The sequence below is a fragment of the Streptomyces sp. NPDC043738 genome (assembly GCF_056436545.1).
Genome location: NZ_JBWKCJ010000009.1, coordinates 31,803 through 58,428, shown reverse-complemented (window position 1 = coordinate 58,428; position 26,626 = coordinate 31,803). Strand labels below are relative to the sequence as shown.

Here is a 26,626-nt window from a genome sequence, read left to right as displayed (position 1 = left end):
GGGGAGCCCGCCGGGCCCGTGTTCTGGGTGGGGTCAGAAGACTCGTTTTCCGCTTCGGCCGGCGGGGGGGGGGGGGGGGGGGCGCCCCCCCCCCCCCCCCCCCCCCCCCCCGCCACCTGTTGCACGACGAGACCGACGCGGACGACACCTTCCTCTGCGTCTACGACGCGGACGCGATCCCCGATGTGCGTACGCTGCACGCCGCGGTGCACCCGCACCATTCTCCGAGGCCGCTATCCGTCACGGGGCCGGTGCTGGCCGACACCGGCCCTACTCCAGCAACCGCGACTGCCCCTGCTCGCTCGCCGTCGCTTCCCATCCGGGGTGACAGGCCTGCTCCTGGCAGAGGAGTGGATCTACCAACTCCGCCGGTCGCTCGGCATCGAGCTCGTCCGCATCCACCTGGCCCATTGGCTCACCACCGCCCACGTTCCCTCCGCCATCAGGACCCTGCTGCGGCCGATGGTCTACGGCTTCGGCTGCGGCATGACCGTCCACCTCCCGGCCGTGCGAGCCCTCGGTGGACTCCCCGAGCCGATGGAAGACCTCGGCGCCGGCCACAGCCTCTCCCTCCTCGGAGCCGACATCGCACCCGCCACCCTCGCAGTCCTCGACGAGCCTTACCCGGAGCCACGCGGCCTGACCAACCTCCACGCGCTCGCCTTCCTCACGTCAGCACGGTCGATGGTGGGGTCCGTCGCCATCCTGTGCTGCTGTGACTGGCTCTGCGCGGCTTCCGCTGCTGTTCCTTGATGTCGACAGGCTGCGGCGGAGGCGGAAGAAGCCGCTCGGCTGCCGGCGCAGATCGCTGCGGAAATGCCCGGCTTGGCAGCCATCACCGCTGCCCACCACCAAGTGACCTACGAGGTGCCCGTCCCGAGTAATGCTGGGTCTCTGTCACGACCGTCCCGGCCGCTGCGCTCGACGTGACGGCCCGTAGCTCAAGGCCGGGCCAGTGCACCCCGTCGGCAGACAGCGCGGTCGGCCACGGGGCCCGACCCGCATCGCACTGCAAGTGGGAGCCGGCTCGCCCCGAGCCAGATCGCCGACGCACTGGGGATTCGGCGGACCAATGACGCACTGGGGATTCCGCGGACGAATAGCGTGGCACCCAGAGAGCCATCTCCTACACTTCGCTCAGCAACGACGGGGCAATGAGGCCCTGTTGAGCGCCGTGAAAGGGGCTGCCGTGGGTATGAGGTTGCACCACTCCAACACACCCCCTTCAGGAAACGCGTCGTCACGGCAGCTCGGAAGATTCCGGCTGAGACGGACCTGTTGCACGGCGCTACGGTCCGACAGCGGAGGAGGGAAAATGGCGCTGAACAAGAAGGGTTCCCGGCGCATAAGCGTTGACGGGATCGAGTACCGCTGGCGGATCCGCCGGAAGCCTCCCTACATGCAGGGACTTTGCTGGACACCGATGACCTACGCGGTCGAAGCGGCCAGTGGCAGCCAGCCGGGCACGACCTTGATCGTCATCAGCGGCCAGGGCCATCCCAGTAACTGGGTGGGCGTCGAGACGGAGCCCATTCGTCCAGCTCACGTTGCTGCCAGCATTCGAGAGGCACGAGAACAAGGCTGGGATCCAACTCGGGTCGGTTCTCCTTTCCAGCTCGACCGATCAGCAGGATTCATCGCTCAACCATGAGACAAAGCGGAGTAGCGCGGCGCATCTGGCCCGGCATCATGGCCTGGTGACCACATGGATGCGCTGCTACTGGGATGAGGAAGACACCTGGTTCTACTTCGAGGTCGACTCTGAAGGCTGGGTGATCCGGCAGGTCGAACTCGAAGGGCCTGAGCTGACCCCGATCGCAGCTGCCTCCCTCGCCGAGTGGCAGCGGGCCCGCGACGCAGGCCGCCTCGATGAGTACGACATCAGGTTCGGGATCACTGCCGAGCCGCCTGTCTCGGAATGGGAAGGCCACGACCCCGAACCACTCACCTCCGAGGAGTTCGAGGAAGTCTGGGGTCGTGCCCGTCAGCAGATCGGATCTCAGCCCAGCTGACGTCTCGGCGCCGCAATGGTTTCTTGGCATCATCGCGGCATGACCCCGCCCCTTCCCCGCACCGTCCGAGCCGTCGACACTGCTCAGCTCCTGGACTTGGCCCAGGAGGCCGCCATGCACAGCTTCAGCCAGCGGCTCCCGGTCGACTGGCTCCAAGAGCACCTCGCCGCAGAGGCGACGCACTACCTGTTCCCTACACTCGTGCAGCGCCTCACGCACCGTCCCGAGACGCCGCTGCAGTGGAGGTGCCAGCAACTGCTGACCGTCAGCACCGGCGAACAGATCTGGGGTCTGCTCGACGTCCTTCCCCAAACCTTCGACAAGATCCCGGAGACCTTGGACACGGCGTCCAAGAAGGACATCATGAGCCGTATCGAGCGAGCAGTGACGGTGCGTGAGTGGGCGGAACGGATGGCTGCCGATGCAGGTTCGTGAAGCCCCGGGCAGCGTTGCAGCCTGCTGGACAGCCTGAGGAAATGACACCGATCTGAGCCAGCCGCCTGCCGACACGTCGTGAGACTGAAGGGTGACGTCCAGGTCACAGCGTCGGCGCCTCACACCGAAGTTGAGAACCTACAGAAGACCGAGGCGAACCGGAAGAGGATCTGCCGGCCGCCCCGACAAAGCCTGACTCGTCGTAGCGGCCGATGCACTGGGCCAGCTTCGCTCCCTTCCATGCCTGCTAAACGGCGTTGCCGACGTAGAGGAAGCGCCCGCTTCCCCTACAACTGCTCGTGGCATCCGGCCTGGTCGCCCATCGCGACGGAGCGACGCGCGGAAGGAGCGGGGTCGCGGCCATGGTCCGCCGGCCTGGACGACCCGAGCGCCGGTGCCGCCTGGGGGCGCACGGCCGGGTACCTGCCGGCGACGCGGCTGGAGCAGCTGCGTGAGCGGACGACTTGTCGTTGCCGGCGCGGCGGGATTCCTCGGCGGCGCCGTGGCGGGCGGATTGAGCCAAATGGCAGCTTCACCTGGCGGGGCTGATCTTCGAGGCGCGGACGTCGACCTGTAGGCCGTGCTGGTTCTCGACGATGTCGGGCAGCCGCAGGTAGGCCACCTCGTGCTCGCGGCCGGCGACGGCGAACTGCAACAGGATGATGGCCCGTCGCCGATACCGAGTCGGCTCCTCGGGCCCACGTCCAGGCCGGCGTAAGTGGGCGCCCAGCAGGACAGGGGCCGGCCGCGGCCACGGACCTCGTCGGTCTTCTGCAGCCGGCGGACGGACGCGACGGGCGTGACGGCGTACGAAAGGCCGAGGACAACCTGCCGAGCAGCTGTCCAGCACCTACCAAAGGCTCGGCAACGCGTGAGGACCTGATCGCCCGCATTACGATGGATATGCCGAACGGTGAGGTCTTCGAGGACTAGAGATCACGAGCGCGTCCGACGCCGACACCGACCGGGTCATCAAACGGAAGCGGTACGCCGAGTACGGGCCCCGATCTACCTCCTCGTCGACCGTCAGGAGCGTCCGGTGGCCGTGTACTCGCGCCCTGGCCGGCTCGGCTACACCAAACCCGACGGGCCCCACCCCCACGGCACCCCCGTGTACCTGCCGGAGCCGTTCGGCCTAGAGTTGGACACCAGCGGCCTGTGAGCCCGCACGGCTTCGCTGTCGAGGTTCGGACACCTCGGGGCCAGGTGGCTGGTGCAGGACCTGCCGTGGCGCACAACCGATGAGCGGGTGGAGTCGGGCGTCTGCGAGCAGTTCTTCGAGGCAATTTTGCTCATCTGCCGGCCTGTGCGCGCCAATGTGCGGCCAGCCGGGGCGCAATGCAACAAAAACGCCCTCGATGGGCGCGCTCTCGGCGGCTCTGAACGACCATCAGGAACACGTGCCAACACAACGACACAGAAGCGAAACACGAGGTCGGCCGCAGCCGAATGTGTTCCTCCTAGCGCTCGCTACCATCTCAACAACGCAAAAGGAGCCGCGACCAGTGGCCTGAGAAACCGGGTCGACGACTCCCCGTGCGATGCACCACCAGTACGACCCGCAAAGACCAGATCTCATGCGATTTCACTGGAGGTATATCCGTGGACGACGTTACCACCATGCCCGAAGACGACAACGGTAAGCGCTGGGGCCGTCACCAGCGGCGCCGGGCCCTCTGGCGCCAGCGCCAGGCCGTGCGCCAGCTGCACCCGCACCTCCCTCACGGGCCGACCCACCGCCCGATGTGGGAGGAGCCCCTCCGCGGGGCTCTCTACGTCGCCGGCGGCAGCGCCATCACCCTGCTGACGGCGTGGCTCCAGCACTGGATCTGGTGACCGAGCCGCACCCCGGCGCCAACTTCGGCGCCGGGGTGCAGCCCCGGCCGCGACCGGCAGACCCAGTGCCAGCAAGACCACGCTGACGCACACCGTGGCCGGGCCCCGAACCGGGGTAACACCGGATCCGAGCCGCGCCAGCATGGACGGGTGTGCGAGCATCCAGCGCCCGGTACACCGCCACCTACCGCATCCTTCTCACCGTCCCGGCAACCAACCCCCGGTGACCGGGGAGCTTGCGCTCCTGGTCACGGAGCGTCTCTGCGCCAGCCGGTCGACGAAAACCTGCCTCGTGAAGCCTTCCATGGACGCGGGGGTGATCCGACGGCCTGCACATGAGGTGTGTGGAAGGCACCGTGCTTCCCCTGACGCGGTGTGTTCTCGCCCTGGCCGAACCTTCACCTGCCGGTTCGCACCGTAAAGAGCTCGCCCTCCACAGGCCGTTGTCTCTACCTTGTTCGGAGCGGGACTGCGCAGTACCCGCAGGTTGCGGAGCCGTGGCAGAGCGGCCCATTGCGATCGGCGTGAGAGAGGCCCTTCTCGCGGCGACTGACAGGGATCGGGCGGGCCTGCCTCTCCCCGTCCGCGGGTTCGAATCCCGCCGGCACTGCAGCCGTCCAGCAGCCTCCGGCGTCAGCGAGGCGGTCCAGGCGCTCGTACAGCGCGCCGGTGGGGCGAGCGCAGCCTTGGGGAGTGGTGGCCGGTGAGGTTCAGAGGGGCGGTGCGGGGCGGTGACGCTGCGCCTGACCTCGCCCACGCGGAGCGCCGCGGCTTCACCGGGAGCGCTGACCTGACCGTGCGGCGACGGGGTGGGGCGTAGCGGCCCGTGTACGGGTGACGGGCTTCAGGGCGGACGGGAGACCCGGCCGCCCTGCCTGGTCCGCGTCCGTCAGGTCACGGTGCACACCGGTCGGGGAACGTTGGCCACGGTGAGATCGCTGATGACGATCCGGTGGTCGTCGGTGGGCGTGTGCAGCCTGCAGCTACGGAAGTTCACGCCCCGGCCGAGGATGTAGTCGTACTTGGACTCCTCGGCAGTACGGGGCGGCCCGGTCAGTGGGAGGGTCTTGGTGCACCGGGAATCCTTGGCCGGTCCGCAGAACTGGTCGACGTCCTTGAACTCGGATTTCCAGATCGGGGCCATGACGTTTGTGGCGTGCGGCCGGGTGTTGAGGTCGCCGAGAATCAGGGCGCGGGGGTGCGGTCGCGTGGCGTCTGCCAGTTCTCTGGCCTGCAGCTTCCTCAGACCTTCGTAGCGCGGTGCACTGAGGTGCGTGTTGAACACCCGGACCCACTGGCCGTCGAGCTTCGTGGTGAAGGACTGGATGCCACGCGCCTCCAGCCATCCCTCGTCGTCGCTGTAGCCCTTCTTGTTGTGCGCCCTGACCGTGGTGCCCTTGGCATAGACGATCGCCGTGCCCAGCCGGCCCGGGCAGCCGCCGTTCAGGGCGGCCAGTCCGCTCCGGTACTCGTACTTCAGCCCCGCTTCGTTGAGCTGCCGAACGGCCTCACGCACCTCGTTCAAGCAGGACTCCTGCAACGCGGCCACCTGCGGCAGGAAGCGCTTGATCTGCTCCGCGATCGCCTTCGGCGTGCCGAGGTCCTGCCCGTTCGTGTTCCACGTCATGAACCGGTTGGAGATCGGCTTCAGGGGCTCCTCGGCGGCGGGTTCGGCGTTCGCGGGCCCGGCGTACGCGGGCGTCACGAACCCCGCCACCACCGCCATCGACCCGATCAGCCACACCTTCGCGGCGCGCCATGCTGTGCGTGCTGTGCTGCTCGGCCTACTCACGGTTCCCCCTGTTCCTTGTGGACTCACCGAGTCCCATGCGGACTCACCGACGAACGTAGGAACACCGCCTTGAGGAAACCTTGGATCCTCGGATCCACGGCTAAGACCAGGACATGTCCTTCCGTACCGTCGCGCCGCTCGTCCTGGCCCTGGGTCTGGCGCTGGCCGGCTGCAGCGGAGCCGGGTGCGGGACCCGTACTTCCGGAAGCTGGGGAACGGCGCGGCACTCCGCCTTCACCTTCTCCAATCACCCGAAGGCGCAGCGGATCGACGCCACGGCCGAGATCACTGCCGCCGCCACGCAGGACCTCAGCGCCTTCAACCTCGACCTCGCCGGGCTCACCGTCCACCGTGCTCATCTGCCGGCGGCCTCCCCACGGCCCCACTGGCTATGTCCATGAGAACGGGTTCTGGCTCAACAACTGTGGCTCATGAACGCTGAGTCATGAACTAAGCGAACCCACCGTTGCTTGTCAGTAGTTGACCGTTGATCCATTGGCCTTGTGGTGAGCACATGAAGTCCACGAGGTGTGCGGTGTCCTGCGGGGTGCCGAGGCGGCCGAGCGGCGTCTGGCTGATGCAGCTCTCCTGCGTTTCCTCGGTCATCCAGCCGGTATCGATTGGCCCGGGGTTGATCACATTGGCGGTGACGCCGAGGTGGGCTAGTTCCTGGGCCGCGGCCAAGGTGATGCGGTCCAAGGCACCCTTGCTCGCGCCATAGGGGAGGTTGCCGACGGTGTGGTCGCTGGAGAGGCTGACGATCCGCCCCGTTCCGTGGGTGCCGCGAAAGCGCAGGCCGTACTCGCGGATCAACAGCCAGGTGGCACGTGCGTTGACGGCGAAGTGCCGGTCGAAGCTCTCGACGGTTGTGTCGAGCAGGCCGGAGTCGACGGACTCGCAGTGGCACATCACCAGGGCGGTGATGCTGCCCAGTCGGCGTTCCGCCTCGTTGAAAATCCGGGCAGGGGCACCGGGGTCGGCAAGGTCCGCTTCGATCGCCACGGTGCTCGCGCCGCGCTCGGTAAGAGTATGGTCCATCGCGCCGGTTGCCCCTTGTTCAACGCCCCAGGCCATGCGCTTGTCGTAGGCGGTCCAATATGTGAAGGCGATGTTCCATCCCGAAAGTGCCAGTTGACGGGCGATACCTGCGCCGATGCCGATGGTTCGGCCCACGCCGGTTACCAGCGCGAGCGGACGGTGCCCGACGAGGGCACCTGCCTGCTTCTCATCGTTGGTATTCATTGGAGCGGATAGTCCGATACGGGCCCCAGCGCTTGCAACTGCTTTGTCCCAGGTATATGCGAAGGCCGCATTCACCTGAGGCCTGAGGACGCTTCGTCAGGACAGCAGAACTCTCTTCCGGAGTAGTGGGAAGCCAGCCCGGCCAAACATCTGGCGCTTGAGCATCTTGATCCGGTTGACGTGTCCTTCGACGACGCCCGAGTTCCAGGGAAGCGTGAGGCCGGCGATGACGGCTTGACGGTCGCGGTCGATGCCTGCGGCGAGGGTGTGGAGGCTGGGGAGGTCGTCTCGCCGGTCGGCGTCGAGCCACTGGGGAGCTGCTCGTCTTGGCGCTTGGTGAGCATGGTCGCGAAGGATCGGACGTGTCCGGTGAGGGCCTCCAGTTCGGGGCATTGAGCAAGGACCATCTCGAGCGGCAACTGCTCGATTTCGGTGAGGGTTTCGGGGCGGCTGAGGATCCGCTTGGAGACCGTTCGGGGCGACGGTGGCTTTGCCGTCACCGGTTGCGGTGACATGCGCTTCTTCCTGATGTAGGCGCTGACAATCCCGCAGGTGCCCTTGTAGCCGAGCGGCACGATCTCTTCCCATAGCTTCCAGGCATTGGTGCAGCCCTCGTCCCAGCGGTCGTCCAGATAGGGCTTGTACTCGTCGAGGACGGAGGTTCGGTTGTTCTGCCACTGCCCGCGGAAGAGGTCTTCCGGCTTGGCGGCTATGGCCGGCTTCCAGCAGCGCGTGAACCGTGGTGTGTCTGGCTCGGATACGGTCGGCGAACCGGTGACCGGTTGGCCAAGGCGAGCCGGAGGCCTCCTAGGGCTGCAGGTCCACCGGTCGCCGTGTCTCACATCGACCAGCATGGTTCCGTAGACCCGGCCCTTGCGCGTCGCATACTCGTCGACGCCGACCACCCGTGGGGCCGGTCCCTCTGGTTTAGGAAGAGCCGAGACCATCCGAAGTACCGTGCTGCGACTGACAGAGATCCCGAAGACGCTGGCCATACGGGCGCCGGCCCGGCCTGCGAGCGCGAGGCCGACAGCGGCCAGCGTTGACCGCAACCCCCCGGTCCACCGGCCGAACCGCCGAGTCAGCCCCGGCACTTGCTCGACGAAGGCCCGCCGATCGCACGACGGGTTCCCGCACGGGAATCGGCGGACCTTCAAACACAGCACCACGCGTCTTCCCGCGCTGGGTGAGTCGGCGGGAAACCGCAGGTAGGAGCCATGAACCCGGCTCGACCGGTCGCCGCAGCCCGGTCATACGGCCCCGACAGTCGTGCAGCAGGCTTCAATACGCATCGTTTCGTTGTTCACGTCTACCGACAGCACCGACATCCGCGATCGACGGGAACAGCAGCTCCTCCAGCCGGAGCACCTCACCTTCCACGAACCGGAACTGTCAGCCCGACCAGGCTCCGGGCTGACAGTTCCGGGCACTTCCAGGAGACCACGACGACCGTCACCCGTCACTCACAGCGGCGGCTCCACGGTTGTTGAGCCAGAGCCAAGTGGGGTTCTTGCTCAACTTCTGCGATGCGGGCACGCTGAGTTATCGGATGGGAGGACACTTCGGACCGGCTGGAGGTCGCGTGGGGTGGGGCGTCGATGTCGTCACAGGGCCTGGATACCGTTCTGCCATGACAGACGAGGACCCGATCGCCGATCACGTCGCCGCCTGCCCCGTCACACCCCTCCTGGTGGAACAGATCGTCGGCCTGGCGGAACTGCCGTGGGGCGACCGAACGGTCCCCGAGGCGACATTGCAGCGTTTGGGCTGGTGCGAAGGCGACGACTTGCCGTTGGAAGACACTCTCGTCAGCACCGAAGGTCACCTCGCCTACCTCGGGGACCACCTCGCCCTGTCGTTTGCCCACTTCTACTGGGTTGGCGGCGAGGACTGGGCTGAGGACTTCTGGGGCACGTTGCCCGGCTGGTCCAGCCACGAGAACGCCGGACGCGAGGTGTTCGACGCACAGATCGACGCCGCTATCACCGGATTCACTCAGCGACTCGGTTCCCCAGAGTGCGACCTCAGGTCCAAAGGCGGCACCCTGGCCATGGGGCCCGGCGAGTGGCGGCACGCCGCCTGGCGCCGCGGGAGCAACCTTCTCGTCATCGGCCCACGCCACGAAGGGCTCTCCTACTTCCAGTTCGAGGAGGCCGTGGTCTACATCGGATCTGTCGAGACGACCGAGCCACTGCCTGCCCTCCACGACTTCATCGCCTGACCACCTGGCGACGCCTCTCCTCGGCCCGAACCTCATCCGGAGGGGTGCGGCATCGGCCTCCACGCCAAGGCTCGCACGGCTCACTTTCAGGCAAATCCCAGGCGGTTGACCTGAGCGTCAGCCGTCACTCGGCGTGCCGCCTTCACGGAAATCGAGCCAGAACCGAAACTTAGCGACATCACTCTCCCGTGGAACCCGACGTTCGCACCGCTGAGCAGCAGACGTTCTCGTGACTCACCTACAAAGCCAATAGGTGGCCGGACAAGCGGGCCTCAGCCCGGTCCTGCGCGGGGATCGACTCGTATCCGGCCAAGGGCAACCCGTACCGGCGGGCGATGGCCGCACAGTTGCGTCCGTGGTGACAGCTCAGGCCCTGGTGCAACGGCGTGCTGCTTTGTGACGGCCCATGGAAGAGGAGGTGCTACCCCGATCACCTGGCCACGGCGAAGAGGCTGATGAAGAAGGGGGCCAGGTAGAACAGCAGGAGCGCACCGGCTACGGCCGCCACGATGAGGACGGCCTTCATCGCTTTCTCCGTGGCCCGATGGTCGCGTGCGGGGCGAACAGGGACTTGGCAACCCTCGTGATCAGTCACGGAGTCATCCTGCTGATCGCGACGGGGGCTGGCTATCCGTAGAAGTACTCACGAGCGACGATCGTCCGCGGCCCGCATGACCAAGCAGGAATCGACTGTGACTGAGCACGGCAGGGGTCAGCGTCGAAGAACTTCGTGGCCAGCGCGTGCTCAGCCCTGGGGTTCGCCGGCGTGGATGCCGAGGCGGAAGGCGCTCCACTCAGACGCGGTGAACATCAGCGGGGCGCGGTCTGGGTTCTTGGAGTCCCGCAGGGCCACCGCGCCGCCACCCAGATGGGAGTCCCGGAGCGGCGCCCTCACGTCCCGGCAGCGAGAGAGGCCCGCCACCTTGCGGGCCACCTCCGATGCTCGCTGTTCCCCACCACCGAATGCGTTCCCCACCACCGAATACGTTCCCCACCGAGCCACGGTACGACGCCTCGGCGCTCCCGAGCTGCGGCTTTGTAGGGAATGGCGCTCATCTCCGTCCACAGCGGAGACTGGAGGAGTTCGGCGGGTTCGAGGAGATCGACTTCGACTCGTGGCGCAAAGAGTTCGGCGGCTCCTGAACGTGACGGCGCCATGCCGGGCGACCGCCAAACCCGATCTCCCGAGCGGTGGGTGGCCGGACTGCACGCATGCGCCGGACTGATGGTGGGATCAGGCGAGTTGGCGGGATTTGGTCGTCCATCCGCAACGCCGTCGGGCGAGGTGCAACGAGCGGGGCGGCCGGCTCATCTGGGCAGTCAGCGAGGCGCAGCGGGCGCCTTCACGACGGGGTGGGGCTCGCCATGTGGGGGAGATCTACGGAGGGAAGTCCATGACCAGGACGAAGAAGACGGGGCCGAAGGCGCGGGGCGGCCGTGTGGCCCTGACCGGCGCGCTGGCTCTGGCCTCGGTGACGCTGGCCGCCGTGCCGGCGTACGCCAAGGGGGGTGTGGACATCACGGCGCCGCACACCGCGCACGCCGGCAAGACCTTCACGGTCACGGCGCAGGGGAACGACGACGCTGCCGGCCACCTGCGGATATGCCTGGAGGGCCGCAACGGTGGGCAGGCGTGGCGCCCGGTGACCTGCGGCGACGTGGTCCCCACGGGCACCGACGCGCAGGCCACCGCACATGTCAAGGCCGCGCACCGCGGCGTCCTGCAGTACCGCGCGGTCCTGTACGGCCTGACCAGCCCGAACGATGGCCACCCCGTACGCGAGAGGACCTCTGACCTGGCGACGGTGGACGTCCGCTGAGCCCCACCGCGCGGCCGCGGACGGTCGGCGCAAGGCCGCGGCCGCCGGCCACAGGCCGCGGAGGGTCAGCTCGCGGATGGTCAGCACAACCACTGCCCGCGGCCGCGCAGTTCAGGACGGATACCTGAACCGGCTCGGGCGGAGGTAGCAGCCGGCGAAGAGCTCGCCATACTCTGGCGGGCTCTTGTCGGCTCACTCGCTGGTGAGCTCATCGCCCGCCGCGGCGTCGCCCACGACCTGGCTCCGGCCGGCACCCGCCGGGTGGCAGAGCGGACCTTCGCCTGGACCCGTTCCGGCCGCCGGACAAAGGCACTTCCGCGCTCGTGTCGCAGCCGTCACGGCCGCACCGCTTCGGCCGTCCCGTCGAAGGCCAGGCCGAGCAGTGCGAGCTGCTGCGTCTCGTAACGGCCCTCGGCCGTGGCCTCCACGTCAAAGGAATGAGCGACTGTCGCTGGGTAGCCGATCAGCTCAAGCGCCCGACTGGGCAGCGGTTGCTGCGCTGCCTCCTTGGATTCCCACAGCAGGACGGCGCCCCACCTGTTTGCTTCGGAATCGGAGACCCACATCTTGAAGCGGAGCCCGGGCACTTCGGAGAACGCGGATACGGACTCCTCACGCAGGTAGGTACGCAGGGACTCGATGGTCTGATCGGAACCGGACAGGTCCCACCAGACGATGACGGCGTGCACAGCGGTTGTCTCTTCCTTCGCGAGAGGGGACAGGGACGGGCCTTGATTGTCCACGGCTCGACCGCAAGGCGCGGCAGGTCGCGCCAGGCCACTCCCTTGCGCGCTGTCCGCTGCCACCGTTCATCGGGCACAAGGTCGGCGGTCACGAGGCAGGAGCTTGCCGGAGAACTCGGTTGAGCCTTATGGGCCTGCTGTCGATACTCCTCAGATGACCAACAGCGAACCGTCCGCAGCCACTCAACAGGGTTGGGACGGGCCCTGGTACCGCGTCCGTACGGACCATTTCGAGGCATCCTTCCTGCCCGACGAAGGCGAGGATCTGGATGCCGTCTGCAACGTCGACGTCGAGGTCCGGTTGACGGAGGACGGCTCACGCTGGAGCGCGACCATGTTCACCGTCGCGGAGGTCGCGCGCCTGATGGAGAAGGGGGCTCGGACCGGTGAGGACCTGGACGGCCGCTACTTCTGGTGCTCCGACGGTCTGATCGTCCGCGACCCCGGCGTCGAGAACATGGCCCAGGTGATCGCCGGCCTGCTCAACTCCGGCGAGTTCAAGCACGTACTCCAGCGACTGGATGACGAGTGACCACCTCAGTCGCAGTCTGAAGCGGTCAGTTGTTGGCTGTGGCCCGCCCTCCATACGCTCTGCTGTGACCGCATGGTGGCTCTCGGAGGATGGACTGGACGTGACGGAGGCGAAGGTTCGCCACATCGGCCCGCTCGAAGCCGTGGAGCCCCTGTTCGCACGGTGGCTGCCGCAGTGGCGCCTGGCGGTCGTCGACGGCGTAGCTCCGCCGTCCTATGAGGAGGAGTGGACCGCCGCAGCCGCACCTTCCCCGGCCGAGGTGTCGCACTACGGCACGTTCCCACTGACGTTCGCGGGCCCCGACGGGCGGCGCCATCCGGTGGCGCTGGCGGCGCGTGCTGAAGCGGACCCCTCGGACGTGGACGGTCGGGCCGTCGACGGCTTCGACGACATCCGGAGCTTCCTGCACCTCTGGTGAACTTGGCCCTCACCACCTCGTTGAGGAGCAGTTCTCGCCGCAGCCCCGGGAACGCGCACCGCAGCCGCGGGAACGCGCATTCTTCCTGGCCACGGACCGTCGCCGAGTCGATGACGAGCTCGAGGCGCTCGGCTGCACCGCCGTCTGGGAACACCTCCTCTGGACGCCGGAATGGCTCTGCCGCAGGGCGGGGAGAGTGGGACAAGATCTGCGGGGAGCAAAGTCTGTGGTATCAGGGCAGGTTGGTAGGGGAGAGGGAGCTGATGGTACGGGTGCGGAAGTGGTCGGCCGCCCTGGCCGCGGTGGTCGGCGTCGCGTCCGTGGTGACCGCGGTCGCCGTGGGCCCGGCCGAGTCCGTGCGGGCATCCGCGACGCGTGAGCCGGGCTCCGATCACGTCACGGATGCGAATCGGCAAGCGGCGGGCGGTGACGGCCGTCCTTTGGTGATCGCTCACCGGGCGGGGACCGCGGACTTCCCGGAGAACACCGTGCGGGCCATCGACGGTGCGCTGGCGCACAAGGTCGACATGATGTGGCTCAGCGTGCAGGTGAGCCGTGACGGCGTCCCCGTCCTGTACCGGCCCGCCGACTTGTCCGCGCTCACCGACGGCACGGGCAAGGTCGCGGACCACGACGCCGAGCAGCTCACGCGCCTGAACGCCGGCTACCGGTTCGAGGACGCCTTTGGCCGCTATCCGTACCGCCAGCACCCCACTCCGCTGCCCACGCTGGAGGAGGCGCTGCGGCGCATTCCGCAGCGGATGGGTGTGTTGCTGGACATGAAGTCATCCGACTCCCACAGCCTGGTGCCGGCCATCGCCAAGACGCTGGACGCGCTGCGGGGACAGGGACGCGGGGAGTGGGAGCGAGTGCGGTTCTACTCCACCGAGAAGCCCAACCTGGACGCTGTCGCCGCCTACCCCCGAGCGCACCTCTTCGAGGACCGCGACACCACCCGCACTCGCCTGGTCACCGCACGCCTGACCGGCAGCTGCCGCAACGCGCCGCAGAGGGGGACCTGGGCCGCGTTCGAGCTGCGCCGGGATGTGACGGTGAGCGAGAAGTTCACCCTCGGCGAGGGCCGCAGCCCGGTCAAGCGGGCACTGATGTGGGACCAGGCCGCCGCGGCCTGCTTCCACACCCACGCCGCGGTCAGGACCGTGCTGATCGGCATCGAGACCAAGAACGACTACACCACCGCCAGGAACCTGGACGCCTACGCCGTTCTGGCCGACTCCCCCGAACGCATGATGAAGATCAAGAACGAGACGCCAGTAACGCCCGCCCGGTAGACCGGCATGCCCGAGGACCGGCATGCCCGCGCCGTGAAGACGACGAGCGGCTGCTGGGCGCGCAGGCCGCGCTGGCGGTGGGGACAGCCGGGCCGTGTGCCGAATGCGCCGCCGTGAGCAGAGCGTCGCGAGCGGGTCCGCATGCCGGCCTCTGCTCGTTGTGCACATCACGGCGAGGTCCTCGCGCGTCATGCGTCGGCATTGCCCGTGGGGTCCGTTTCGGCAGTGCGACGGGTCCAGAGGGTGAGGTCGCTGCTGGTGGCGACCGCCAGGGTGCGTCCGGACGGTGAGAAGCCGGCAGTGCGCAGTTGTGAGTAGTTGGAGTCGAAGATGTGCCACCAGCGCTCGCCGTGTGGTCCGCTGTGGGGCATTCCTCCGTCTGTGGAGAGCAGGACCCGGTGGTGCGGCCATTCGGGGCTGACGACTTCCAGGCTCCAGCCGTCGTAAGTGGTGGTGTGGAGGCCGCCTCCGAAGAGTCCGGCGATGCGCACACGGGTCCCGGCGATCGGTCCGAGCCCGGGGCACGAGAGGTCGGGTACTGCGTCCGGGGTGCTGTCGTCGGGGTCAGGGTCGCGGTCCCTGGCCGTCTTCTCTCCCGTGAGGGTGTCGAATAGCCCGTGTCCGTCGACCGAGACCACCATGACCAGGTCGTGGCCGGTGCCGGGAGCGATGGCGAAGCCGATGCCGAGCAAGCCGCCTATGGGGTTCCGCCGGCTCAGGACCGGGCGCCAGGGAGCGGGCGGAGGAGTCTCGGGGACGGAGAGGAACCGTTCACGCAGTCGCTGCTGGTACTCCGAGATCAAGGCGTTCCCTCGCGTTCAGTCAGGCGGTCAGGCGGTCAGACCGTCGGCCGACTCGAGGTGGCGCGTGAAGTCCTCGGGTGCGGCGTCGAGGACGGTGTCGAGGAGAGCACGGGACGTACTCAGCGCCTCGATCTCGCGGTTCATGCGCTCCCGTTCGCCCCTCAGCTGTCCGACGAGGTCGGGGCAGGTGGGTGCGAGACGGCCGCCGTCGTCGCGGATGCAGGGGAGGACCTGGGCGATGACGGCGGTCGACAGACCGGCCATCAGCAGACAGCGGATGCGGCGCACGGTCTCCAGGTCCGCCTCGCTGTACTCGCGGTAGCCGCTGGACAGGCGCTGGGGAGCGAGCAGACCCTGCTTCTCGTAGTAGCGCAAGGAGCGTTCGTGTACGCCGGCACGCTGGGCCATCTCCTTGATCCGCACCGGAACCCTCCCCCCTCGGCTCAACGACTTGACTCTGACACCGATGTCAGAGTTTAGCGTCCTACACATGGCTTCTGAACAGGCATTTCTCCAGGCACACCGCTACCAGCTCGAGGTCGACGGACGGGGCGACGGACCCGCGCTGCTCCTCGCGCACGGTGCCGGCGGCGGCATCGAGGGCAACTTCGGTCTCGTTCTCGACGATCTGGGGCGGGACCACACGACGATCGGCCCGTCCTATCCGGGCGTGGGCCGTACGCCCCTCCCGGACACGCCGCTCGACCTCGACGCGCTCGCCGACGCCGTCGTGGCCTCCGCCGTCGACCGCGGGCACGACCGGTTCGCCGTGATCGGCGAATCGCTGGGCAGCGCAGTGGCGGTCCGGGCTGCGACCCGGCACCCCGAACGCGTCACCGCCCTCGTGCTCACCGCCGGATTCGCGGCCCCCGACCCCGTGCTCGGGGGTGCGGCGCACCTCCTCGCCGCCCTCGGCAAGGCGGGCGAGTGGCGGGCCGTGGCCCGGCTCGCGCTGCTCTCCTGCCTCTCGGAGCGCCAGCTCGCCGCGATGTCCCCAGAGGACGTCGAGGCGGCGGTCGACGGCGCGCTGGCCGCGATACCCGCCGGAATGCTGGCCCACTTCGAGCTGATCACGCGCTTGGACGTCCGCGACGACCTCGGTCAGGTACGCGTACCCACGCTGGTGGTGGTGCCGACCGGCGACCGGCTGGTGCTGCCCGACAGCCAGCGTCGACTCGCCGCGGGCATTCCCGGAGCCGCGACGGTCGAGATCCCCGGTGGCGGGCACATCCTGGACGAGGCGGACCGGGCGGTGTGGCTGGGGCACGTACGGGGGTTCCTCGCCGAGACGGGCGTGTGACACCCGGCCGCCGGTATCGACGTCCTCACGCTCGCCACGTTCCTCATCCCTCATCGTCACAACCGAGTTGCTGCCGGTCGGGTGCCGGGGCGGGCCGGTGGCCGGGGGAGGCGCGCTGCCCGTGGACCAGCTCGGCGCGCTCCTTACGGACAGGATCCAGGCGTCCGGTGGTCACCAGATGTCCGGGGTCGGAATCGCCCGGCTGAAGTCGCCGGCCCGCAGCGCATCGGTGGGTATCGACCAGTGCATCCAGCCGCCGTCGCCGCCGAGGTACCACTCTCCCTGTCCCGACAGCTGGAGGAGGTGGTGGTAGGTGGTCGGGTCTTCGCCCCACGGCACCATCGGCGAACTCCCCGTGGGGAACTTCGGCCATCCGAAGGCTATGTCCTCGGAATCGAGCGCGCCCGGCCGCTCTGCCCCGTCGGTGAGCAACTCCTCCACGTGCTGACCGGGCATGGCCCGGGCCATGTGGTCGACTTCGGGTCCCAGGTCCAGGGTGTGCCAGGCCGGGTCCCAGGTGTCGGGGAAGCCGAACCCGGGCGTGGCGGCCCAGGGGACCGGATCGAAGACGCTCGACCGAGCGGGTGGGTTCGTCTCGACGGCGTGTGCGGAACGGGCTGCGATCACCTTCCCCACTTGCGGGGAGAAGGGGTCGTACTTGAGCGCCAGCTCGTAGGAGACGGGATCGCACTGCTCGGAGTCGGTGTCCAAGTAGAAGAAGTTGAGCAGACCCGTCCCGAAGTTGAGCAGACCCGTCCCCGCCGGGACGTCGTCGAACCAGGGGGCCAAGGCCTCGATGTCGAGGACGGCGATCAGGCTCAGCGGAAAGCCGTCGCACGTCGGCCAGGGCGTACCCGGTTCGAGCATCGCCCGGCCGCCGAACCGGCTATGGCCGGCGGCTTCGCCGGGACCTGCCGCCGCGAGTGCGAAACCGGGGCGGGCGAGGCGGACCAAGCCGGCGGCGAGGTCCGTGCCAAGTCGATCGGCACAGAAGTCGCGGAGGGCGGAGCGGGTGGTCTCTGGATCCATACGGGCAGTTAAACACCCGCCTGTGACAGTCGTGTCGGGACAGACTGTTGCCGCAGGTTGCCCACCACTTTGGCCGCGCGGGCCTCGGCTTCGGCCAGGCGGGCGGGGCCGATCCACGGCCGTAGGTCCGCCCCCCCGGCTCGCCGATCTTCTCCAGCAGTGGCCCCCGGTGCTTGCTTGCCCGCACTGGCAACCGGCGGCGCTTGGACGGACCGCCCGCGGCGGGAGCTGTAGCCCCGCCAGTACCGGACCGGCGGGGCTTTTAAGCCGTCAGTTCATCAGCATGATCCGCGTGTTCGGCACCAGCTTCCGGTTCACACTGGTGCTCTGCACAAAGATCGTGAAGTCGTCGTTGTGGTCCGGCTTGACGCGAACTTCCATGTCAGGCAGGCCGAGCAGGGCTCGGGCCTCCGGCCCCGTGTACACCCGGTCCGTCCTCTTCTCCAGGACCGCGATCTGCTTCTGCGCCTGGACCTTCTCCGACTTGCTCAGTTGATAGAACGCGCAACCGGTACGGAAGGTGTGCCCGCATTCGGTGACCCATTCCCGGATCTTCGCTTCGCGGGTCACCGGGATCAGCTGGTACTCGGCCGGATTCACCGGGGTGAGACCGGCCGCCTTTATGGTGTCCTTGTTGACAGCCTCGGCACCCGTAGAGAACACCGCCCGCGATCCCCGAATGCCCTGGGACCGGCCCACCATGAATTTCTCGGTCGCCTGCTGGATGACCTGCCCGGCCTCCTCCAGACCCTGAGTGCTCGTGGCATCCCAGATGGCGATGTTGTCCTTCGGGAAGCCGCACTGCATGGCCTCTCGCTTGCCCATCTGGTCCGGCACGAGCACGGCCAGCGTCCAGTTGTCCTGCTGCGTCTCGATCATCTCGGCCACGGCCTGCACCAGTTCACGCGGATCCCTGGCAGGAGCGTCCGGGCAGCGATGGCTTGCGTTCTCCTGTCCGTCAGTCAGTACGAACGTCAGGAAGCTGTGGTCGCCGTAGAGTTGGGCCGTCTGTGCCAGCTCCCGCTGCGACTTCAGCGTGGCCGCCAGCAGAGCCGTCATTCCACCGACTTGGTACAGCTGCTTCAGGGACGGCATTCGCAGCACGTCCTTGTCGTAGATGACGCACTCCACCTTGTTCGCGAAGACATACACCGTCACGCGGGTTTCCTGGTCCAGCTCCTCCGATCGGCGGGCCAGATAGGCAATCTGCTGGTCGGCGACTTCGACGACCTTGTGGCTCAGCTGCGACATGGACGAACTGGCGTCCAGCACAAGAGCAACGTGATTGATGTAGTTCTGGGTCCCGGACATGACTGCTCCCCGTTGTTCGGACTCGATGCATCGATCCTCCCACCCACCACTGACAATCGATCTTGAAGCGCAGGTCGGATGCGGACACGGCCGCGCGATGTCCGTTCGGCCGGCCACAGCCAAGGGCTTCTGACGCGAAGGCGCGAAGGCGCGAAGGCACGACGGTCGGCTTGAGCGGGCCCGTCCTCGCTCCGGGCGCCTTGCGAGCCTCCAGGTAGCGGCCCGGCTCCAGGCAGCAGCCGTTCTTGGCGATCAGCCGCCTGCGCCGGGCCGCTCCCACGTTCGCGTCGCAGACCACCAGATGGGAGGCCTCCGGCAACACCCAGTCCGCCTGTGCGGCAGTCAGGCGTAGGGGTTGCAGACGAGGTAGCCGTCGACGCGGCTGAGCCGGTCCGACTCGGGGTCGGGCGGGAGCGCGTGGCCGAGGTCGTCCGCCCGGACCTCGCTGATCCACTGGTCGTGCTGGTACTCGTGGTTGATGAGTGCGGTCAGCAGATGGGTGGCGACGATGGACATCTGGGTGGGGGCGCCGACACGTCCGGCGGCGATGTCGCCGATGCGGACGTGGACCCGCTCGGCGACAGTGTCGCGGAACGCGGTGAGCCGCTCAATCGTGGGAAGCGCGCCGCGGAACTTCTCCGGATTCGCGGAGTCCATCACGGCGTCCAACTCCGGGTCGGGGCTGGGCTCGGCCGCGGTGAGGTTGCGGATCATGAAATGGGCGACATGGGCCTGGTGGCCGAGGTGCCAGCCGATTGCGCTGGAGTTCTCGTGCGGGCGCCAGACGACCTCGTCCGGGGTGAGGTCCCTCCACAGGTCGTCGGTGTAGGCGCGGGCGCGGTCGTACTCGCGCAGCAGCGTTTGGAGGTCGTGCATGACTTCACCTTTCGGTGTGGGGAAGGGGCGGAGAGGGCGGGGCTCCCGGCCCGATCAGGTGCGGGCAGTCTCCTCCGCCAGGCGGGGCAAAGCGATCAGGACACCCGGCAGAGTGAGTGCGGTGATGGTGACCACGGCGGGCTGAAGACGGGGCGGGAGCCGCCCGTGCGCCGCGTCGTCGACCTCAACGCCCGCGGCTGCGACGTGCTCGGCCGTATCCACCCGCAGCGTGATCTCACGATAGCCATGGCCATGCCTCATTCGACCGACAGAAAGTGACCGGAGCGGTAGCACCGCAACGTGCTGCCAAGTTAGGCATCTCGTACGGGGTCGGGTAGGGGATCTTGTCGAATCAGAGCCAGGGCGCCAGGATCGCGTAGTGCCGGCGGGCAGCCGCGGAGGTTCGGCACCGCCCGCCGTGCGTTTTGGCTACGGTGCCTTCGACGGCCGCGGGGAGGGGCCGCGGCCGAAACAGGGGAGACTCATGCTGAGCGAGACGGACATCCTGCAAGCGGTGCGACAGCACATCGCCGAGCGCGGGGAAGCGCCCAAGGTGGGCCTGCCGGCTTCCGGCGAGATCACCTGGCACTCGCTCCTGGAGGGAAGGATCGTGCGGTCCATAGAGACCCGCACCGAGGACAAGCGGATTCACCGCGGGCGTATCGACCTCTCGGGCCGCCCGCGATACGACAGGCTGGATCGCCACCCCCTCGCCCCACCGCAGGACCCTGCCGTCGCGACGACGCTGCAGCTGGTGCAACGTGGCTCGGTCGAAGACGACCCCTGTCCGTGCGGCAACGGGAAGGTGACCTGTTCGCGCTGTCAGGGGCGAGGGGACCTGCCCTGCGCGGCGACCACCACCTGCGGCGACTGCCGCGGTATCGAGGCCTGCTTACGCTGCGACGGCACAGGCCGTCGAACCCAGAAGGCTCCCGAAGACGGGCGGCAGGCGGCAGACGAGCGCGTCACCTGCAAAAAGTGTGGGGCGTTCGACGCCGCATGCTCGACATGCCGAGGCCGCGGACACGTCACCTGCTCGACCTGCCGAGGGAGGGGCACCCGAGAGTGTCCCGACTGCGACGGCGCAGGAACCGAGTCCCACAAGCGATGCGCGGGCACCGGCCACACCGTGACGTGGACTGAAGGCGTTATCAGCCGGCAGCCACGGACCGAGGAGATCAAGTGGCCCGAGTCGGGCCTGCCGTACATGGCGCGTCAGCACGCACGCGAGTACGGCAACTGGCACAAGACGTTCCTCACCCACAACGACTCCGTCCCCGACGACCTCGAGGGCGAGTTCAAAGCTCTCCTCAAGCCTCGCCTCAAGCGGCGGGACGGTGAGATCGCACGAGCGGCCGACCTGCGGTACCTGCCACTGGCCCGGGTGGTCGTGCCCGAGCATCGGCACCGGATCTACTACGTCTATCCCGGCAAGTCCGCACCGCAGGTAGTCATCCTGCCCTCGCCACAGAGGACGTGGCAGATCGCCGGGGCAGTCCTGGGAGTCTTGGCGGTGCTCTATCTGCTGTCGCGTTTGCTGTCGTAGAGCCGCGCTCCCGAAGTGGTGACGCCGGGCGGTAGTGAGATCACTCGTCGATGATGTTCGTTCCCACCGAAGAGCGAAGCCCGTCTCCGCCATTCCCCCGGGGGTCCGTCCTGCTGCGATGTGGGAAACCCCGAACCCGCCCTCACCGGTCCGGATCTGCACGTGGTGATGTGCTGTGCGATGTGCACCATTACCTGTACGCGGTGCTGAGCTGCACTGTTAAAGGGGAGTCGAACCCCCGCGTTGCTCTTCACGCGCCAGGAGTGGGCTGGAAAACCGCCAGCCCTCGGTGTGTGCACGCCTCCGAAACGGCTACCTGCTCCACATCGTCCTCGTCTGCTGGGACGGCTCAGTCCAGCAGATCGGCCTCCCAGTTGGTCCGCTGGATCCGCACGTCGATCTCACGGATCTCCCGTGCGAGGTCGTCCGCCTGACCGCGCAGTTCCGCGACCGAGAGGGCGGAGAGCATCATCAGCTCGGACCGAAGCTGGCGCCCGTATCCCCGCTCACCCGTACCCGCTGCCGCATCCGCCGCCGCGGTGATGACCGAGTGACGCGTCCGCAGCACGTCCCGGCGTGCGAGCGCGTCGGTGAGTGTGCCGTCCGAGCCCATCTCCACAACGGCATTTGTCCGGTTGATCCGTCGGATCAGTTTTTCAAGGGTGTCCATCACCTCGCCGGCTTCGGCCAGCAACTGGGATGCATCTTCGGCGGGCGTCTCGCCTTCCTGGTACCGCGCACTACTGACGATGCGCGCGCGCAACTGCTCCACACGGCGCGTCGCCTCCGCGCGTTCCGCCAGCGCCTCAGCAAGCTTCACTGTCTCCACCTCCCGTCCTTCATGAGTTCGCACGAGTATACGGATGCAAACGGGCTCATTCGCACCTGGTTTTCGATCCGATGAGGGCTGGACCAGGCACGGGAACCCACGAGTACGGGATGAGCCGTCGAGCCCGGCAGGCATGCCGATGCCAGGTGGGGAGAGCTGCCTGCCGAGCCGTGGGTGGGTGGGGATCTGAAGAATCGTCGACGGCTACTCGGCCGTCTCGGTGCGCAGCAGGTCGATCCCACCGTGTGCGTTCAGTCGACGCTGTACTTCCGAGGTGGCGTAGCTGACGAAGATGAGTGTCGGATACTGGGGGAATTCTGGGACGGCGAGGATTCCTTCGTCGTCCGCAAAGTTCGACTCAATTGTGATCTCAAATAGATTCGCACCCCGATGCGAGAAGTACTCTCCTCCTTTGAAGGAGCTTTCACGCGAAGTGAATTCTACCTCCAGGGTGTTGGCGATGAGCCGTTCCGCTTCGCCGAGGCTTTTCTCCCGAAGGCCGTACACGTTGAAGTAGATCGACATTCAGTGACTGCTCTCCGTTGCTGGGAGGGGCTTGCTCGCACTGTAGGCCGGCGCTTGCCTTCCCGGTTTGGGGATCATTGAGGGCCGAGAGGGCGGAGCCCTCTACGTCTGATCGAGTGCCGGTGCAACTCCCACCAAAAGTACTGTCGTTGGAGCGTCAGGAGCTCGACCGGGTACGTCGTGGTGGTGTCAGGCGCGGATCTCCCAGGTGCAGGTGGTCGGGGCAGCGTCCGCTATTCGGATCCTGGGCGCCCGTCCCCCCGAGCCCAGATGGACTCGACCCCGTGCCACGGGGACGGTCCGCCCTGGGTCCGGATGAGGTTTTCCTGCAAGGGATCGAGGGATCGACGGGCCGCGTTGACGAACCTCACGTGCGCCTCGCACAGCCCCGTGTGAATCGGCCGGAGCTCTTCCAGATCCGTCGGCTGACGGCCATGGAACAGGATGGTGAACTCCTCGATGACGTCGCAGATCTGGTTGACCGCCGTCATGGCGTCCTGGCTTGCCACCAGGGATATCGACTGCAGAGAGGCGTTGAACGGCTCCCAGTCCACGGCGGGCGCGCGTCTGTCGACGAACGCCTCGCGAAGCTCCATCTCCACAGCGCCGAAGGCCTGGAGGAACTTCTCGTACGCGGCCGTCCGTGACTCCTGGAGCCACTGGCGGTTCTGGCCGCGCCGTCCCACGACACCGCCCGCGACGACACCCACGAGGGTGGCGGCGATACCTCCCACGGTAGATATCAAAAGTCCCCATGGGACAGACACCGTATGTCTCCCTCCGGCCTTATCGGCTCAGAATCGGTAATGACAACCAGTCGACGGCGAACGAAAATCCGTCTGCCTGATCTGTTCAACGCCCCGGTCACCGCTGACGCTCACCGGCGGCAATCCCTCTGTGTCCAGGGAAGGGTGTGCGGAACCGGGGCCGGGGTCGGAGCCAGGAATTTACCCCTGCGAGGTTGAAGGGCCGTTTCCCCCAGGCAGCCTCCTTCATCGAGGCGACGAGGAGCCGCTCTGCTCCGGTCCTTGCTCTGTGTCCGTGGTGGTACGTGCGATCAGTCGTTCATAGCGCTGTCTGGCGGCTTGAGGGGTGCCGAGCCCGAGGCTGAATGCGATCTCCGGCCAGGTCATGCCGCGGCCCCGCGCCATCTGCAGGAGTCCGGCTTCCAGTTCGTCCATCTCGCCGCGAGCCAGTGGCACGAGGCTCAAGGCGGCGGTGATGTCGGTGTGGTCCACCTCTGGCTCGCCGTCCTCGAGCCGTGCGGCGCCGCTCAGCAGGAACGATACGAGCCTGATGGCTTCGTGCGGCCCTAGGGCGGACGGGTGGATCTGTCGGCGGCGTTGCTCGTCGGTGGCCGCGTGTCGCTCGGAGATGCGGAACAGGGACGCGTATACGCGGTGGGCACGCGCCTGGTCCGGATGCGGGGGCGTGAAGGGGTCGGCGGGCTGATCGGGAGTCGATGCCATGCACCCAGGATGAGGTGACTCACTATTTGTTGTCAACGAATAGTTGTGAACAGAATGTTTGCTGTCTCGCCAAGTCCCGTGTCAACGTCGACGGTTCGGCGCTGCCCTGAAGGTCGTCGCCGTCAATGGCCCGCCCCTCGGTGGAGGGGCGCACGACGGGGAGCTGCGTGAGGGGCCATGCCGGACAACGGTGCGGTGTGCTCTCGGTCGGCGCGGTGCGTGTGTAGGGGCCTTCAGCAAGTGCTGTCGCCGGCAGCCGCGCCGCGCTCCAGGCCGGTGTGGTTGTCGCGGGAGAGGGGAGTGCGCCAGTCCGGCGAGCGACCCAGCGCCGCCAGGATCTTCTCCAGGGTGCCGGTGTCTTCGTCTGCGGTCAGACCCGGTCGAAAGGCACTGCCCGGGGCGAGCCGGGAGTCGTCGTCCGGGACGGCGCGGGCTATCGGCAGTGCGGCCTGGAGAAGTTCGGAGCCGGGTGCGTACGTGAGGCCCAGGGTGCGGGCGACGTCCCAGCTGTGCACCACGTAGTCGACGAGGTGGAAGCCGATCGCGCGGGCGGCGGGGAAGGTCCGGGCGAGGGTGAATTCGGGGAGCGCGAACTCGCGATCGGGGCTCTCCAGGGTCGTGAACGCGGCGATGACGTGCTCGGCCGCCTCGACGTATTCCGTGACGGGATCCTCGCCGAGCGGCCGGACCGACCAGTGCGACAGGTCCTGCCCGTGCCCGAGCGCCGCCGCCGCGAACCCGTGGTGCTGGGCCGTCATGTGGGCGAGCAGATCCGACAGTGTCCACGCCGAGCAGGGCGTTGGCTTGCGGAGATCGCCGGGGGTCGTCCGGCGTACCAGGTCCACGCTGTCCTGTACCGCCTGGGCATGGAGACGCCTCAGGCGCGCGAAGTCCGCGTGCGGTGTGGAGCTGCCGTCGTTATTCATATGCATGTGCTTACGATCTGCGTGAGCGCATGAATTGTCAACGGGTATTTTCTTGACCATGGCCGAGAGCGCAGCCGACAGCGGCACCACTTCCAAGGGGCGGCCGGCCCGTCCCGATCTGGCGGCGATGATCGTGCCCCTGGGCCGTGCGCTCATGGCGGCGGAGCAGCCGATCCTCGACGCGCACGGTCTGACGATGTGGGCCTACTCGGTACTGCTGCACCTCGACGAGTCACCGATCCGTACGCAAGCGGCGCTGGCCGAGGCCATCAGGGCGGACAAGACCCGGATCATCCCCGTCCTCGACGACCTGGAGGCCCGGGAGCTGATTCACCGTCAGCCAGATCCCAAGGACCGGCGGGTTCGTCTGCTGTCGCTCACCGCTGCGGGCAGGCGGCTGCGGGATGCGGTACAGGCCGCGATCCAGCAAGGCGAGGAGCGACTGCTCACCCAGCTGCCGGCCGCCGACCGCGCCGGCTTCCTGAAGGCGCTGCAGACACTGTCCGAACTGCCGGAACTGACGCCGCGGAAGGCGGGTCGGGGCGCGCCGCGACCCTCTCCTGGGCCCGGCCCTGACCCTGACCCTGACCAGAGAGACGGGTCCTGACGACCTCGTGCATGCGGGTCCGCTTCGGCCATCGGGGAGTCGGGGATGGACGGACGGCCATCACCAGGAACCCTCCGTCGGCGTACTGCTCCAGCCGGTGCCCGCAGAGACCCTCGACCCGCCGTTCTCGCGCCGCAGCCATCCGTACGGTTCCGTGCGGCCCACGACCGGCGCCGTCGCCGTGGAGACTCAGCGCCACACCTGGCACGCTTGGCCGAGTGGTGCGGCGCTCCCCTCATGTGCTGCTGGAGAGAGCGGTCGGGGCTCGGATTCGGGGTCGTGTGGCTTCAGCCCGAGCTGCCGGCGGTACGGCCGAGCACGGTGCGGAACCGTTCGCGCCCCGCCTCGACACTCGCTTCCCACAGCCCCGCGGCGTCACCGGACACCGAGCGGGCCTGGAGTTCATGCTCCTGCGCACGGAAGCCGGCGCCGACCACGTTCTGGTCCAGCATCCCCATCGCGGTGAGCGCCGCGTGGCCGCAGGACACCGCGTCAGTCGGGCTCCCGGAGCCGTTGGTCAGCAGGGCGTGACGCAGGACAAGGGCGGCGAAGAAGGCGTAGGTACCGGCGACGTCGGTGACCTCCTCGTCGCGCGGCTGCAGTTCGGGGAACCGCTCCAGCGCACGTACGCGCTCCGCGGCGTCGGAGAGCGGGCGGTCGGCAGACCAAAGGTCGCGTACGGACTCCGCGTAGAAATCCACGTCGGTCGCCCGGCCCGCCGCGCCGGCCCGCAGTCCCACAAACAGCGGCGCCATGCGTTCGGCGCAGGCGGCTACGTACAGACGGACCATCGCTCCGTCCCCGCCGCGCAGTACCTCCGTGACGGCCTCGGCCACCAACGTCTCCACTGCCCTCCACCTCTCCTGTGATCCGCCCGCAAGGGCCACATGCTCGCAGGAGGCGGGCCTGCTCCAGCGCCGGGGGCAACCAACATCGCAACAGGCCAACGCGACGCTCCCAGCCGATGTCGAGACGTCGATCGAACGGCACTGCGGCGGACCGGAGGTTCGGCTTCGGCCGAGGGGCGCGTCCGGCGAGTCAACACGACCTGGTGCCGCCTCG

Annotated in this window: 32 protein-coding genes and 1 pseudogene; 15 read left to right on the top strand and 18 right to left on the bottom strand. The window is 67.8% G+C overall.

Annotated elements, in window-relative coordinates:
- The first annotated feature begins 324 nt into the window (after nucleotides 1–324).
- From AC0680_RS14675 to AC0680_RS14660, 4 genes are all read left to right on the top strand, one after another.
- Nucleotides 325–753, top strand: coding sequence for a hypothetical protein (locus tag AC0680_RS14675; RefSeq protein WP_478628207.1), 429 nt, complete (start codon nucleotides 325–327; stop codon nucleotides 751–753).
- Between the two features lie 562 nt (nucleotides 754–1,315).
- Entirely contained in the window at nucleotides 1,316–1,651 is a 336-nt protein-coding gene (locus AC0680_RS14670) for a hypothetical protein (protein ID WP_478628205.1), read from the top strand.
- A gap of 58 nt (nucleotides 1,652–1,709) precedes the next feature.
- Entirely contained in the window at nucleotides 1,710–2,012 is a 303-nt protein-coding gene (locus AC0680_RS14665) for a hypothetical protein (protein ID WP_478628551.1), read from the top strand.
- 39 nt (nucleotides 2,013–2,051) lie between these two features.
- Nucleotides 2,052–2,447, top strand: coding sequence for a hypothetical protein (locus AC0680_RS14660; RefSeq protein WP_478628203.1), 396 nt, complete (start codon nucleotides 2,052–2,054; stop codon nucleotides 2,445–2,447).
- 532 nt (nucleotides 2,448–2,979) lie between these two features.
- Here the strand turns inward: AC0680_RS14660 and AC0680_RS14655 are convergent.
- Nucleotides 2,980–3,102 (bottom strand): hypothetical protein, encoded by a 123-nt coding sequence (locus AC0680_RS14655; protein ID WP_478628201.1) that lies wholly within the window; start codon nucleotides 3,100–3,102, stop codon nucleotides 2,980–2,982.
- Between the two features lie 274 nt (nucleotides 3,103–3,376).
- Here AC0680_RS14655 and AC0680_RS14650 point away from each other — a divergent pair.
- Nucleotides 3,377–3,609 (top strand): annotated as a pseudogene (locus AC0680_RS14650) (Uma2 family endonuclease); the annotation flags it as partial.
- A gap of 440 nt (nucleotides 3,610–4,049) precedes the next feature.
- Nucleotides 4,050–4,283, top strand: a complete 234-nt coding sequence (locus AC0680_RS14645) for a hypothetical protein (RefSeq protein ID WP_478628199.1) — start codon at nucleotides 4,050–4,052, stop codon at nucleotides 4,281–4,283.
- An 889-nt stretch (nucleotides 4,284–5,172) separates the two neighbouring features.
- Here the strand turns inward: AC0680_RS14645 and AC0680_RS14640 are convergent.
- On the bottom strand, nucleotides 5,173–6,075 hold the full coding sequence (locus AC0680_RS14640; protein ID WP_478628197.1) for an endonuclease/exonuclease/phosphatase family protein: 903 nt from the start codon (nucleotides 6,073–6,075) through the stop codon (nucleotides 5,173–5,175).
- A 113-nt stretch (nucleotides 6,076–6,188) separates the two neighbouring features.
- On the opposite strand from AC0680_RS14640, the gene AC0680_RS14635 reads away from it, so the two are divergent.
- A complete protein-coding gene (locus AC0680_RS14635; protein WP_478628194.1) occupies nucleotides 6,189–6,476 on the top strand; it encodes a hypothetical protein in 288 nt (95 codons plus the stop codon).
- A gap of 49 nt (nucleotides 6,477–6,525) precedes the next feature.
- Here the strand turns inward: AC0680_RS14635 and AC0680_RS14630 are convergent, their stop codons facing one another.
- Both AC0680_RS14630 and AC0680_RS14625 read right to left on the bottom strand, forming a co-directional pair.
- Nucleotides 6,526–7,317: an SDR family oxidoreductase gene (locus tag AC0680_RS14630; protein ID WP_478628191.1), complete on the bottom strand. Its 792-nt coding sequence runs from the start codon at nucleotides 7,315–7,317 to the stop codon at nucleotides 6,526–6,528.
- A gap of 71 nt (nucleotides 7,318–7,388) precedes the next feature.
- The gene (locus AC0680_RS14625) at nucleotides 7,389–8,222 is read right to left on the bottom strand and encodes a hypothetical protein (RefSeq protein ID WP_478628570.1); all 834 of its coding nucleotides are present in this window, start codon (nucleotides 8,220–8,222) and stop codon (nucleotides 7,389–7,391) included.
- Nucleotides 8,223–8,947: 725 nt separating this feature from the next.
- Between AC0680_RS14625 and AC0680_RS14620 the strand changes: the two genes are divergently transcribed.
- Nucleotides 8,948–9,538 (top strand): hypothetical protein, encoded by a 591-nt coding sequence (locus AC0680_RS14620; protein WP_478628188.1) that lies wholly within the window; start codon nucleotides 8,948–8,950, stop codon nucleotides 9,536–9,538.
- A 745-nt stretch (nucleotides 9,539–10,283) separates the two neighbouring features.
- On the opposite strand, the gene AC0680_RS14615 is transcribed toward AC0680_RS14620, so the two are convergent.
- The gene (locus AC0680_RS14615; protein ID WP_478628186.1) at nucleotides 10,284–10,433 is read right to left on the bottom strand and encodes a DUF397 domain-containing protein; all 150 of its coding nucleotides are present in this window, start codon (nucleotides 10,431–10,433) and stop codon (nucleotides 10,284–10,286) included.
- Nucleotides 10,434–10,932: 499 nt separating this feature from the next.
- On the opposite strand from AC0680_RS14615, the gene AC0680_RS14610 reads away from it, so the two are divergent.
- On the top strand, nucleotides 10,933–11,358 hold the full coding sequence (locus tag AC0680_RS14610; RefSeq protein WP_478628183.1) for a hypothetical protein: 426 nt from the start codon (nucleotides 10,933–10,935) through the stop codon (nucleotides 11,356–11,358).
- Between the two features lie 335 nt (nucleotides 11,359–11,693).
- On the opposite strand, the gene AC0680_RS14605 is transcribed toward AC0680_RS14610, so the two are convergent.
- Nucleotides 11,694–12,047 carry a hypothetical protein gene (locus AC0680_RS14605; protein WP_478628181.1) on the bottom strand — a complete coding sequence of 118 codons (354 nt, stop codon included), beginning with the start codon at nucleotides 12,045–12,047 and terminating at the stop codon, nucleotides 11,694–11,696.
- Between the two features lie 208 nt (nucleotides 12,048–12,255).
- Here AC0680_RS14605 and AC0680_RS14600 point away from each other — a divergent pair, with 208 nt between their 5' ends.
- The 3 genes from AC0680_RS14600 (at nucleotide 12,256) to AC0680_RS14590 (ending at nucleotide 14,343) form a co-directional block, all read left to right on the top strand.
- Nucleotides 12,256–12,633 carry a hypothetical protein gene (locus tag AC0680_RS14600; RefSeq protein WP_478628178.1) on the top strand — a complete coding sequence of 126 codons (378 nt, stop codon included), beginning with the start codon at nucleotides 12,256–12,258 and terminating at the stop codon, nucleotides 12,631–12,633.
- A gap of 100 nt (nucleotides 12,634–12,733) precedes the next feature.
- Nucleotides 12,734–13,051, top strand: a complete 318-nt coding sequence (locus AC0680_RS14595; RefSeq protein WP_478628176.1) for a hypothetical protein — start codon at nucleotides 12,734–12,736, stop codon at nucleotides 13,049–13,051.
- 263 nt (nucleotides 13,052–13,314) lie between these two features.
- Nucleotides 13,315–14,343 carry a glycerophosphodiester phosphodiesterase family protein gene (locus AC0680_RS14590; protein ID WP_478628173.1) on the top strand — a complete coding sequence of 343 codons (1,029 nt, stop codon included), beginning with the start codon at nucleotides 13,315–13,317 and terminating at the stop codon, nucleotides 14,341–14,343.
- A gap of 188 nt (nucleotides 14,344–14,531) precedes the next feature.
- Here AC0680_RS14590 and AC0680_RS14585 read toward each other — a convergent pair whose 3' ends face one another.
- Nucleotides 14,532–15,146: a hypothetical protein gene (locus AC0680_RS14585; protein ID WP_478628170.1), complete on the bottom strand. Its 615-nt coding sequence runs from the start codon at nucleotides 15,144–15,146 to the stop codon at nucleotides 14,532–14,534.
- A 27-nt stretch (nucleotides 15,147–15,173) separates the two neighbouring features.
- Nucleotides 15,174–15,569, bottom strand: coding sequence for a MerR family transcriptional regulator (locus AC0680_RS14580; protein ID WP_478628168.1), 396 nt, complete (start codon nucleotides 15,567–15,569; stop codon nucleotides 15,174–15,176).
- 67 nt (nucleotides 15,570–15,636) lie between these two features.
- Between AC0680_RS14580 and AC0680_RS14575 the strand changes: the two genes are divergently transcribed.
- Entirely contained in the window at nucleotides 15,637–16,446 is an 810-nt protein-coding gene (locus AC0680_RS14575; RefSeq protein ID WP_478628165.1) for an alpha/beta fold hydrolase, read from the top strand.
- 171 nt (nucleotides 16,447–16,617) lie between these two features.
- Here AC0680_RS14575 and AC0680_RS14570 read toward each other — a convergent pair whose 3' ends face one another.
- From AC0680_RS14570 to AC0680_RS14555, 4 genes are all read right to left on the bottom strand, one after another.
- On the bottom strand, nucleotides 16,618–17,475 hold the full coding sequence (locus AC0680_RS14570; RefSeq protein ID WP_478628163.1) for a DUF1963 domain-containing protein: 858 nt from the start codon (nucleotides 17,473–17,475) through the stop codon (nucleotides 16,618–16,620).
- Between the two features lie 270 nt (nucleotides 17,476–17,745).
- On the bottom strand, nucleotides 17,746–18,786 hold the full coding sequence (locus tag AC0680_RS14565) for a vWA domain-containing protein (protein WP_478628160.1): 1,041 nt from the start codon (nucleotides 18,784–18,786) through the stop codon (nucleotides 17,746–17,748).
- A 342-nt stretch (nucleotides 18,787–19,128) separates the two neighbouring features.
- Nucleotides 19,129–19,662, bottom strand: coding sequence for a DinB family protein (locus AC0680_RS14560; RefSeq protein WP_478628158.1), 534 nt, complete (start codon nucleotides 19,660–19,662; stop codon nucleotides 19,129–19,131).
- Between the two features lie 54 nt (nucleotides 19,663–19,716).
- Nucleotides 19,717–19,923 (bottom strand): hypothetical protein, encoded by a 207-nt coding sequence (locus AC0680_RS14555; RefSeq protein WP_478628155.1) that lies wholly within the window; start codon nucleotides 19,921–19,923, stop codon nucleotides 19,717–19,719.
- 223 nt (nucleotides 19,924–20,146) lie between these two features.
- Between AC0680_RS14555 and AC0680_RS14550 the strand changes: the two genes are divergently transcribed.
- Nucleotides 20,147–21,208, top strand: coding sequence for a DnaJ-like cysteine-rich domain-containing protein (locus tag AC0680_RS14550; protein ID WP_478628152.1), 1,062 nt, complete (start codon nucleotides 20,147–20,149; stop codon nucleotides 21,206–21,208).
- A 349-nt stretch (nucleotides 21,209–21,557) separates the two neighbouring features.
- Here AC0680_RS14550 and AC0680_RS14545 read toward each other — a convergent pair whose 3' ends face one another.
- The 5 genes from AC0680_RS14545 to AC0680_RS14525 form a co-directional block, all read right to left on the bottom strand.
- The gene (locus tag AC0680_RS14545; protein ID WP_478628548.1) at nucleotides 21,558–22,028 is read right to left on the bottom strand and encodes a DIP1984 family protein; all 471 of its coding nucleotides are present in this window, start codon (nucleotides 22,026–22,028) and stop codon (nucleotides 21,558–21,560) included.
- 213 nt (nucleotides 22,029–22,241) lie between these two features.
- On the bottom strand, nucleotides 22,242–22,562 hold the full coding sequence (locus AC0680_RS14540; RefSeq protein ID WP_478628149.1) for a hypothetical protein: 321 nt from the start codon (nucleotides 22,560–22,562) through the stop codon (nucleotides 22,242–22,244).
- Between the two features lie 233 nt (nucleotides 22,563–22,795).
- Nucleotides 22,796–23,296, bottom strand: a complete 501-nt coding sequence (locus AC0680_RS14535) for a hypothetical protein (protein ID WP_478628147.1) — start codon at nucleotides 23,294–23,296, stop codon at nucleotides 22,796–22,798.
- Nucleotides 23,297–23,554: 258 nt separating this feature from the next.
- Entirely contained in the window at nucleotides 23,555–24,031 is a 477-nt protein-coding gene (locus AC0680_RS14530; RefSeq protein WP_478628145.1) for a DNA-binding protein, read from the bottom strand.
- 233 nt (nucleotides 24,032–24,264) lie between these two features.
- Nucleotides 24,265–24,963 (bottom strand): TIGR03086 family metal-binding protein, encoded by a 699-nt coding sequence (locus AC0680_RS14525; RefSeq protein WP_478628143.1) that lies wholly within the window; start codon nucleotides 24,961–24,963, stop codon nucleotides 24,265–24,267.
- A 52-nt stretch (nucleotides 24,964–25,015) separates the two neighbouring features.
- Between AC0680_RS14525 and AC0680_RS14520 the strand changes: the two genes are divergently transcribed.
- On the top strand, nucleotides 25,016–25,564 hold the full coding sequence (locus AC0680_RS14520; RefSeq protein WP_478628141.1) for a MarR family winged helix-turn-helix transcriptional regulator: 549 nt from the start codon (nucleotides 25,016–25,018) through the stop codon (nucleotides 25,562–25,564).
- Nucleotides 25,565–25,851: 287 nt separating this feature from the next.
- Here AC0680_RS14520 and AC0680_RS14515 read toward each other — a convergent pair whose 3' ends face one another.
- Nucleotides 25,852–26,412, bottom strand: coding sequence for a hypothetical protein (locus tag AC0680_RS14515; RefSeq protein ID WP_478628139.1), 561 nt, complete (start codon nucleotides 26,410–26,412; stop codon nucleotides 25,852–25,854).
- Between the last annotated feature and the right edge of the window lie 214 nt (nucleotides 26,413–26,626).